General features: G+C 67.6%; 10 protein-coding genes. 2 read left to right on the top strand and 8 right to left on the bottom strand.

The annotated features are described in order from the left end of the window. Positions 1 to 116: 116 nt before the first annotated feature. From nrdF to ykgO, 5 genes are all read right to left on the bottom strand, one after another. Positions 117 to 1,133, bottom strand: a complete 1,017-nt coding sequence (nrdF, locus tag G6026_RS16585; protein WP_182613811.1) for a class 1b ribonucleoside-diphosphate reductase subunit beta — start codon at positions 1,131 to 1,133, stop codon at positions 117 to 119. Between the two features lie 55 nt (positions 1,134 to 1,188). Continuing rightward, positions 1,189 to 3,270, bottom strand: coding sequence for a class 1b ribonucleoside-diphosphate reductase subunit alpha (gene nrdE / locus G6026_RS16580; RefSeq protein ID WP_231750581.1), 2,082 nt, complete (start codon positions 3,268 to 3,270; stop codon positions 1,189 to 1,191). Positions 3,271 to 3,338: 68 nt separating this feature from the next. After that, a complete protein-coding gene (gene nrdI / locus G6026_RS16575; protein WP_107755991.1) occupies positions 3,339 to 3,785 on the bottom strand; it encodes a class Ib ribonucleoside-diphosphate reductase assembly flavoprotein NrdI in 447 nt (148 codons plus the stop codon). 55 nt (positions 3,786 to 3,840) lie between these two features. Continuing rightward, positions 3,841 to 4,071, bottom strand: a complete 231-nt coding sequence (gene nrdH / locus G6026_RS16570; protein ID WP_107755990.1) for a glutaredoxin-like protein NrdH — start codon at positions 4,069 to 4,071, stop codon at positions 3,841 to 3,843. A gap of 554 nt (positions 4,072 to 4,625) precedes the next feature. Then, positions 4,626 to 4,748, bottom strand: coding sequence for a type B 50S ribosomal protein L36 (gene ykgO, locus G6026_RS16565; protein WP_003852698.1), 123 nt, complete (start codon positions 4,746 to 4,748; stop codon positions 4,626 to 4,628). A 259-nt stretch (positions 4,749 to 5,007) separates the two neighbouring features. On the opposite strand from ykgO, the gene nadE reads away from it, so the two are divergent. Next, positions 5,008 to 5,859, top strand: a complete 852-nt coding sequence (gene nadE, locus G6026_RS16560; protein WP_309230211.1) for an ammonia-dependent NAD(+) synthetase — start codon at positions 5,008 to 5,010, stop codon at positions 5,857 to 5,859. Positions 5,860 to 5,887: 28 nt separating this feature from the next. On the opposite strand, the gene G6026_RS16555 is transcribed toward nadE, so the two are convergent. After that, on the bottom strand, positions 5,888 to 6,982 hold the full coding sequence (locus tag G6026_RS16555) for a serine hydrolase domain-containing protein (protein WP_182613809.1): 1,095 nt from the start codon (positions 6,980 to 6,982) through the stop codon (positions 5,888 to 5,890). 59 nt (positions 6,983 to 7,041) lie between these two features. Continuing rightward, a complete protein-coding gene (locus tag G6026_RS16550; protein WP_107755988.1) occupies positions 7,042 to 8,391 on the bottom strand; it encodes a family 1 glycosylhydrolase in 1,350 nt (449 codons plus the stop codon). A gap of 110 nt (positions 8,392 to 8,501) precedes the next feature. Here G6026_RS16550 and G6026_RS16545 point away from each other — a divergent pair, with 110 nt between their 5' ends. After that, complete coding sequence (locus G6026_RS16545) at positions 8,502 to 8,921, top strand: YccF domain-containing protein (protein ID WP_107755987.1); 420 nt, start codon at positions 8,502 to 8,504, stop codon at positions 8,919 to 8,921. Here G6026_RS16545 and G6026_RS17700 read toward each other — a convergent pair. Then, positions 8,873 to 9,089: helix-turn-helix domain-containing protein (locus G6026_RS17700; protein WP_241728148.1), on the bottom strand; the 217-nt coding region annotated here is incomplete at its 5' end. The two genes, G6026_RS16545 and G6026_RS17700, sit on opposite strands and share 49 nt — an antisense overlap.

Below are 9,089 nucleotides of genomic sequence, written 5' to 3'. Positions count from 1 at the left end.
TCCGGCCGATCCGGCCGCGCGTGGACCGGCCGACCCCGCCGACCAGCTACATCAGCCCGACGACCTCACCCCGGCGCCTGATCAGGGGCCGGGGTGAGGTGACGACGATGGTGGGTTCAGAAGTCCCAGTCCTCGTCCTCCGTCGCCACGGCCTTGCCCATGACATAGGAGCTGCCCGAGCCCGAGAAGAAATCGTGGTTCTCGTCGGCGTTCGGGCTGAGCGCCGAGAGGATGGCGGGGTCGACGTTGGTCTCGTCCTTGGGGAACATCCCCTCGTAGCCGAGGTTCATCAGCGCCTTGTTGGCGTTGTAACGCAAGAACTTCTTGACGTCCTCGGTCCACCCCACGGTGTCGTAGAGGTCCTCGGTGTAGTCCGCTTCGTTGTCGTACAGCTCGAAGAGCAACTCGAAGGTGTAGTCCTTCAGCTCGTCGCGCTCCGCCTGGCCGATGTGCTCGAGACCGCGCTGGTACTTGTAGCCGATGTAGTACCCGTGCACCGCCTCGTCCCGGATGATGAGCCGGATGATGTCCGCGGTGTTGGTGAGCTTGGCGCGCGACGACCAGCGCATCGGCAGGTAGAAGCCCGAGTAGAAGAGGAACGACTCGAGGAGGGTCGACGCGACCTTGCGCTTGAGGGGGTCCTCGCCCGAGTAGTACCCGAGGGTGATGTGGGCCTTGCGCTGCAGGTAGGTGTTCTCCTCCGCCCAGCGGAAGGCGTCATCGATCTGGGGGGTGGAACAGAGCGTCGAGAAGATCGTGGAGTAGCTCTTGGCGTGGACCGACTCCATGAACGCGATGTTGGTGAGCACCGCCTCCTCATGCGGGGTCGCCGCGTCGGGGATCATGCTCACCGCGCCGACCGTCCCCTGGAGGGTGTCCAGCAGGGTCAGTCCGGTGAACACCCGGGTGGTGAGCTCCTGCTCCGAGTCCGTCAGGGTCTGCCACGACGGGATGTCGTTGGACACCGGGACCTTCTCCGGCAGCCAGAAATTGCTGGTGAGCCGGCCCCAGACCTGGTCGTCGACCTCGTCGGTGACGCGGTTCCAGTTGATCGCCGACACCCGGTCGACGAGCCGGGGGGCGACCCCGGCGGCGGGGCTGTGGGATCCCGGAGCGTGCAACTCGGCGGTCATCGGATCTCCTCGTGGTGGCGGGGGCGGTTCGGGTCGCAGGCCTGCGGCACCGGCGTCAGAGCATGCACGAGACGCACCCTTCGACCTCGGTGCCCTCGAGCGCGAGCTGTCGCACGCGGATGTAGTACAGGGTCTTGATCCCCTTGCGCCAGGCGTAGATCTGGGCGCGGTTGACGTCCCGCGTGGTGGCCGTGTCCTTGAAGAACAGGGTCAGCGACAGGCCCTGGTCCACGTGCTGGGTGGCCGCCGCGTAGGTGTCGATGATCTTCTCGTACCCGATCTCGTACGCGTCCTGGTAGTAGTCCAGGTTGTCGTTGGTCAGGTAGGGCGCCGGGTAGTAGACGCGACCGATCTTGCCCTCCTTGCGGATCTCGATCCGGGAGGCCACGGGGTGGATCGACGAGGTCGAGTTGTTGATGTAGCTGATCGATCCCGTGGGCGGCACGGCCTGGAGGTTCTGGTTGTAGATGCCGTACTGCTGCACATCGGCCTTCAGCGCACGCCAGTCGTCCTGGGTGGGCACCGCCACGCCGGCGTCGGCGAACAGCTGGCGCACCCGCTCGGTGGCCGGCTCCCACGCCCGGTCGGTGTACTTGTCGAAAAACTCGCCGGAGGCGTACGTGGACTCCGGGAATCCGGCGAACCAGGTCCCCCGCTCCCGGGCGAGGAGGTTCGACGACCGGATCGCGTGGTAGAGGACCGTGTAGAAGTAGATGTTCGTGAAGTCCACGCCCTCCTCGGATCCGTAGTGGATCCGCTCGCGCGCGAGGTAACCGTGGAGGTTCATCTGCCCCAGGCCGATCGCGTGCGACTCTGAGTTGCCGCGCTCGATCGACGGGACCGAGTCGATGTGGGTCTGGTCGGACACCGCGGTCAGGCCCCGGATCGCCGTCTCGATGGTCGCTCCGAAATCCGGGGAGTCCATGGCCTTGGCGATGTTGAGCGAGCCGAGGTTGCACGAGATGTCCTTGCCCACGTGCGAGTAGGTGAGGTCCTCGTTGTACGTCGACGGGGTGGAGACCTGGAGGATCTCCGAGCACAGGTTCGAATGGGTGATCTTGCCTGCGACCGGGTTGGCCCGGTTCACCGTGTCCTCGTACATGATGTACGGGTACCCGGACTCGAACTGCAGCTCGGCGAGGGTCTGGAAGAAGTGCCGTGCGTTGATCTTGGTCTTCTTGATCCGGCTGTCCTCCACCATCTCGGTGTAGTGCTCGGTGACGTCGACGTCCGCGAAGGGCTTGCCGTAGATCCGCTCGACGTCGTACGGCGAGAACAGGTACATGTCGTCGTTGCGCTTGGCCAGTTCGAACGTGATGTCCGGGATCACGACGCCCAGCGACAGGGTCTTGATGCGGATCTTCTCGTCGGCGTTCTCGCGCTTGGTGTCGAGGAACTTGAAGATGTCCGGGTGGTGGGCGTGCAGGTACACCGCGCCGGCTCCCTGGCGGGCGCCGAGCTGGTTGGCGTAGGAGAAGGAGTCCTCAAGCAGCTTCATCACCGGGATGACGCCGGAGGACTGGTTCTCGATGTGCTTGATCGGGGCGCCGTGCTCGCGGAGGTTCGACAGCAGCAGCGCGACCCCGCCACCGCGCTTGGACAGCTGCAGTGCGGAGTTGATGTTGCGTCCGATGGACTCCATGTTGTCCTCGATACGCAGGAGGAAACAGGAGACGGGCTCACCGCGCTGCTTCTTGCCCGAGTTCAGGAACGTCGGGGTGGCCGGCTGGAACCGACCGTCGATGATCTCGTCGACCAGGCGGCGGGCCAGGGTCTCGTCGCCGTCCGCGAGGGTGAGGGCGACCATGCAGACGCGGTCCTCGTAGCGCTCGAGGTAGCGCTTCCCGTCGAAGGTCTTGAGCGTGTACGAGGTGTAGTACTTGAACGCGCCGAGGAATGTCGGGAAGCGGAACTTCTTGGCGTAGGCGTGATCGAACAACTCGCGCACGTAGTTGCGGGTGTACTTGTCGAGCACCTCGCGCTCGTAGTAGTTCTTGTCGACCAGGTAGTCCAGCTTCTCGTCCAGGTTGTGGAAGAAGACCGTGTTCTGGTTGACGTGCTGGAGGAAGTACTCGCGCGCGGCCTCACGGTCCTTGTCGAACTGGATCCTCCCGTCCGCGTCGTAGAGGTTGAGCATGGCGTTGAGCGCGTGGTAATCCAGGCGCTGCCCCTCGCCCGCCTCACCGGCGATGGTGCCTTCGGGGGTCACGGTTGGTGCTGCCAAAACTCTTCCAATCCCTCACGGACGCGGATGACGTCCTCATGTGTGCCCATCAGTTCGAACCGGTAGAGGTACGGAACCCCGAGCTTGCGTGCGATCACATCGCCGGAGACCGCGTAGTCCGCACCGAAGTTGGTGTTGCCGGCGGCGATGACACCCCGGCAGAGGCTTCTGTTGTGCGCGTTGTTCAGGAACGCCACGACCTGTCGTGGGACCGAGGCGCCGGTCCTCCCGGTGACCTCGAGGCAACCCCCGTACGTCGGGACGATCAGAACATACGGGTCCGACACGACCGGCGGGGCATCGGTCCTCCGCGTGGGGATCCGCAGCGCCGGGAGCCCGAGCCGGTCGACGAACCGCTTGGTGTTCTCGGAGACGTTGGAGAAGTAGACGATCCTCACCGGCTCGGTGGCCGGCAGCGGAGCCGCCATGACTGCCCCCTTCGGATTACACGTGTTCCGGGAGCCCCCCGGTGTCGGGCAGGTGTCAGGCCGCGACGGTGACGAGAGCCTTGATCCGGTCCGGCCGGAATCCCGACCAGTGCTCGGTGCCGGACACCACGACGGGGGCCTGCAGGTAGCCGAGAGCCATCACGTACTCCCGCGCCTCGTCGTCCACCGAGATGTCGACCACCCGGTACTCGACGCCCTGCTTGTCGAGGGCCTTGTAGGTGGCGTTGCACTGGACGCAGGCGGGCTTGGTGTAGACGGTGACCATCAGTCGTGGACCTCTTTCGGCACGGGCGCCGCGGAGGCGCGAGGGGTACTTCTCGGACGGTCATCGGTTCCGGCTCGTGAGCCCGGCCTGTGGATAACCGCGGTGTCTGTCAGGGTTCGCAGCCCGAATGCCACGAGTGGTATTCATCGGGTGCCGCAACGCCTTAGACACTACCCCTAGTGTCCGACGAGTCAATGGACCACAACATTTTGGTCTTACAACGGTGGTATTCCCAGGTCGCGATCCCGCCTTGTGGACACCGCCCACCCCCGGCTGGACAGAGCGTCCCGGATGCCGACGCGCCGCTCCCCGGACGCCACACTGCCACGCCCGAACACGCGTCGGGAACCCGGTCCGGCGCCCCACAGGCCGTCCCCAAGCGCCCCACATCCTGTCCCCACCCGCTCCACAGGCGCGCCCGGTCACGCGCCCGTGATCGCCGGCCCCGACGGACCGGCATCGACGGTTCGGCACCGCCCCACGACGACGAGGGCCCGCCACCGGCGAACCGGTGACGGGCCCTCGCGGGTGCGTGGGCTCCCACGCGGACGGACTCAGCCCTGGCGGGCCTTGAAACGGGGGTCCTTCTTGTTGATCACGTAGACCTTGCCGCGACGACGGACAACCTGGGCGCCCGGCTTGTTCTTCAGCGACCGAAGGGACTTGCGGACCTTCATCTGGCGCTCCTTAGGCTCTCGGGGCGGCCGTGATGGCCGCCGACACGACTGGGATGACTGCGCGACACGTCCGACCCGGAGGTCGGATGCACGACACACAACTGGTCCATCGTAACGGACTGCCCCGTCAGAACTCCAACCGGCGATTCCGTGCGTCGACCCTGTCCCCGTCCGTACGTCACGCCGTGTCCGCCCCGCATGTCACCCAGAAGTCACACTGGGTTTCTATGCTGACGCCATGACCCAGTCCTCTCCCGGCATCAGCGCGCTCCGCGCGTCCATCATCCACGAACTCGGTGTTCGCCCCGACATCGATCCGGCGCAGGAGGTGGATCGTCGGGTGGCGTTTCTGGCCGACTACCTCCGCAGCACCCCGGCCACGGGGTTCGTCCTCGGCATCAGCGGTGGCCAGGACTCCACCCTCACAGGTCGACTCTGCCAGCTCGCCGCGGAGAAGCTGCGCGACGAGGGGCTGCCCAGCGCCCGATTCGTCGCCATGCGCCTGCCCCACGGCACCCAGGCGGACGAGGCCGACGCCGTCGTGGCCCTGGACTTCATCCGACCCGACGCCCGCGTCACCGTCGACGTTCGGCCCGCGTCGGCCACCATGTCGGCGGCCACTGCCGAGGCATTGGAGGTGCTGCCCGACCACGGGGGTCCGCTCCGCGATTTCGTGCGAGGGAACGTCAAGGCACGACAACGGATGGTCGCCCAGTACGCCGTGGCCGGGCAGCTCGGACTTCTCGTCGTGGGCACGGATCACGCGGCCGAGGCGGTCACGGGGTTCTTCACCAAGTACGGCGACGGCGGGGTCGATCTCACCCCGTTGACTGGCCTCACCAAGCGCCAGGGCGCCGCGCTCCTGCGATACCTGGGCGCGCCGGAGTCGACCTGGCGAAAGCTCCCCACCGCCGATCTCGAGGACGACCGGCCGGGACTGCACGACGAGGAGGCGCTGGGCGTGACCTACGAGCAGATCGACGACTATCTCGAGGGCCGCGACGGCGTGTCGGCGGAGGCCGTCGACCGGATCGAGCAGCTGTTCCTGGCCACCCGCCACAAGCGGGCCGTCCCGGCCACTCCTCTGGACACCTGGTGGCGCGAGGGGTGAGCCCCCGCGATCGCCCACCGCCGATCGGTCACCGCAGCAGCGCCCATACGGTGTCCAGCGCCTCCGCCGTCCCCGGTACGTCGTAGGACTGCGTGGTGAACACCGCCGCGCCGCGGCCCGTGCGCCGGTCGACGTATGCGATGGTGCCCAGTCCCCCGGCCCAACCGACGACCCCGCCGGGACGGACTTCGACCTGCATCCCGTACCCGCAGCCGGGTCCGATGAACCCCTCCGCGTCGGCCCGCTGCCGCGCGGTCAGGTGGTCGGCCGTCATCACCTCCACGTACTCCGACCCCAGGAGCACCCCACCGCCGACCAGGACGTCGAGGAATTCGAGGTGGTCCGAGACGGTCGAGGTCAGCCCGCACGCCAGAGACTCGAAGCGCGGCGGGTGGGCGAACCGGTCACCGGTGTCCAGCGCCCGTAAGCCCCCGTCGGGGCCGAGCCCGTAACTGGTGGGGAGTCGGTCGGGGTCGGCGGTGAACCCCACGTCCGCGAGACCGAGCGGGCCGGTGACGTGGTCGGCCACCAGGTCGGACACGGTCGCTCCCGTGGCCCTCGCCAGGAGGACACCCAGCACGTCGCTGCTGGTGTGGTAGTGCCAGCCCACCCCGGGCTGATCGGCCAGGGGCAGCGCGCCCAGCAGCCGCAGGTACTCGTCCGGCTCCATCGGAGGCGCGAAGGGTCCCGGCGCGATCTGTCGCTCGACCATGGCGACGGTCAGAGGACTGCCCTCTCCCGCCCATCCGACGCCGGCGGTCATGGTGAGCAGGTGTCGCAGGGTGATCTGTCGGCCGGCCGGCACGGTCCGGTCGATCGGTGCGCCGGGCCGGGTGAGGACCCGCGGGGCCGACAACTCCGGCAGAAGGGTGGAGACCGGGTCGTCGAGTGCGAGGATCCCGAGCTCGACCATCCGCAGCGCGAGCACGCCGCCCACCGGCTTGGTGTTGGACGACAGGGGGAACACCGTGTCAGGGTCGAGCGCGGGCCCGTCGGGTGACCGCGACCCGCCCGCTGCGATCAGCGTCCGGCCATCCTGCCGGACCCCGCAGACGAAACCCGTGAGCCGCCCGGCGTCGACCAGGGCGTCGAGCTCCCTGACGACGGTGTCGAACCGATCCATGGGATGACCCTACGTCCGCCCGGCCCGGCGGTGACAGGTTCTCCTCTTAGCGCCCGCGGTCAGCGACCCAGCCTCGCGAGCGGCCCGTGAACGTCGACCGGATCCAGGCAGGTGTCGGGGATCGTCCCCAGCGAGCACACACCCACCGGCAGAACCGGGCGGTAGCCCTCCGGGACTCCGCCGCGCGCGATCACGTCCCGGTAGGCGTCGACCCCGGAGGTCGGCCTGCGCTCGAGCAGCGGATCCGTGAGTACGTCGACCCGGTACAGGCCGAAGCGGGAGTCGTAGGTTCCCCACTCGTAGTTGTCGACCAAAGACCAGTGGTTGTATCCGATCACCGGGTAACCGTCGGCGGCCGCGCGCTGGATCCAGAAGACGACGTCCCGGAGGTAGTCGCCGCGCTCGATCCCGTCCTCCCGGTGCCCGTTGTGGGTGGGCATCCCGTTCTCGACGATGTACAGCGGCTTACCGGGAAAGTGCCGCGCGTAGTGCACGATCGACTCGTACATCCCTTCCGGTTGCGGACGCACGCCGGCGAAGTCGTCCCACGCGGCGCGGATGGTGGTGAGGTTGTCGAGCGCGATTCCGTAGTAGTAGTCGATCCCGATGAAGTCCAGCTCCTCGCGGATGTGGTTGAGCAGCAGGTCGTCGGTGGCCGGGGCGAACGCGGGGAGGTATGCCTCGTTGGCGGTCACCATCGCCTCCGGGTCGGCGCGGTGCGCGGCGTGGTATCCCAGCTTGTGGGCCGCGACGACGTTGTCGCGGAACTCGGTGAACTGGTGCAGGCCGACCAGGCCGATGCGAAGTTCGTGACTGAAGAACACCAGGGGCTCGTTGAAGGTGACCCACATCGTCCCGTCGCCGGCCCACCGCTCGGTGACGAGCTCGGCGTAGCGGCCGAAGGCCTCCACCGCGTCCGGCGAGAGGAAACCGCCCCGGTCGACGAGCCATCCGGGGTACACGTAGTGGACCATCGTGATCATGGGCGTCATCCCGTGCGCCCGGATCGTGTCGAGGATGTGGTCGTACCGACGCAGCGCCCCCTCGTCGTACCGCCCCGGCTCGGGTTCGATGCGGGACCACTCCACGCTGAGACGGAAGGTGGTGACGCCCATGTCGGCGGCGCGCGCGATGTCCTCCGGGTATCGGTTCCAGAAGTCCACCGCGTCGTTCACCGGGTCGGCCTCACCGCGGGCGGCCGCGGCGTCGACGTAGCGCTTCCAGTTGGAGTCCCTATTTGAACCCTCGACCTGGAAGCCCGAGGTGGCCACCCCCCAGTGGAACCCCTCGACCATCCGAGATTCGGCACGCGCCAGCGCGGAACCCGTGATCAGGACGGTAGCGACCAGTGCGATGACGAGCGCCGGGGCGAGCAGGAGCCTGGTGACAACACTCTTACGGGGAGTCATCCTCCCAACATCACACACGCCGGGCCCGCCGTCAGCGGTTTGGCCTCACGCCGTGCACCGGGGCCCCGGAACCGGTTACCGGGGTCCGAGTCGACGACTACCGTGAGGAGATGCGAACCCTGGGGAACGTGCTCTGGTTTCTTCTCGCCGGCTGGTGGTTGGCACTGGCGTACGTCATCGCCGGGGTCATCGCCTGCATCCTGATCATCACCATCCCCTTCGGCATCGCCTCGTTCCGACTCGCCGCGTATGTCCTGTGGCCGTTCGGCCGGCGGACCGAGTTCCGCCGGGACGCCGGTGCGCTCTCGATGCTCGGGAACATCCTGTGGATCCTGGTGCTCGGCTGGGAGCTGGCGCTCGCCCACCTGGTCGCGGGGTTGCTGCTGTGCCTGACGATCGTCGGCATCCCCTTCGGGATCGCCTGTTGGAAGATGGTCCCGCTGGCACTGCTCCCGCTCGGCCAGCGGATCGTCCCCATCCGTCACCCGTCCGAGGATCCCTTCGCGGCGGCGCCGGGCCCGCGACGGTAGGAGCGGGGGCTCAGTCCGAGGACCGTGCGGAAGTCCGCGGTGAGGTGGGCGTGGTCGGAGTACCCGAGGTCGGCGGCGACCCGGGCGATCATCACAGTGGGGTCGTCGCGTAGCCGCTGCGCGGCCTCCTGGAGTCGGTACCGACGGATCATCTTCAGTGGTGGCAGG

The organism is Dietzia sp. DQ11-38-2, assembly GCF_014145055.1.
Taxonomy (GTDB): Bacteria; Actinomycetota; Actinomycetes; order Mycobacteriales; family Mycobacteriaceae; genus Dietzia.
The sequence above is the reverse complement of the archived record's forward strand: the minus strand, read 5'-3'. Positions and strand labels throughout refer to the sequence as shown.

What these genes read in the sequence shown, in the direction of transcription:
- G6026_RS16555 (WP_182613809.1), bottom strand. Translation starts at nt 6,982, where the DNA reads ATGGATCGGTTCGACACCGTCGTCAGGGAGCTCGACGCCCTGGTCGAC.
- ykgO (WP_003852698.1), bottom strand. Translation starts at nt 4,748, where the DNA reads ATGAAGGTCCGCAAGTCCCTTCGGTCGCTGAAGAACAAGCCGGGCGCC.
- nrdF (WP_182613811.1), bottom strand. Translation starts at nt 1,133, where the DNA reads ATGACCGCCGAGTTGCACGCTCCGGGATCCCACAGCCCCGCCGCCGGG.
- G6026_RS16550 (WP_107755988.1), bottom strand. Translation starts at nt 8,391, where the DNA reads ATGACTCCCCGTAAGAGTGTTGTCACCAGGCTCCTGCTCGCCCCGGCG.
- nrdE (WP_231750581.1), bottom strand. Translation starts at nt 3,270, where the DNA reads ATGCTCAACCTCTACGACGCGGACGGGAGGATCCAGTTCGACAAGGAC.
- nrdI (WP_107755991.1), bottom strand. Translation starts at nt 3,785, where the DNA reads ATGGCGGCTCCGCTGCCGGCCACCGAGCCGGTGAGGATCGTCTACTTC.
- G6026_RS16545 (WP_107755987.1), top strand. Translation starts at nt 8,502, where the DNA reads ATGCGAACCCTGGGGAACGTGCTCTGGTTTCTTCTCGCCGGCTGGTGG.
- nrdH (WP_107755990.1), bottom strand. Translation starts at nt 4,071, where the DNA reads ATGGTCACCGTCTACACCAAGCCCGCCTGCGTCCAGTGCAACGCCACC.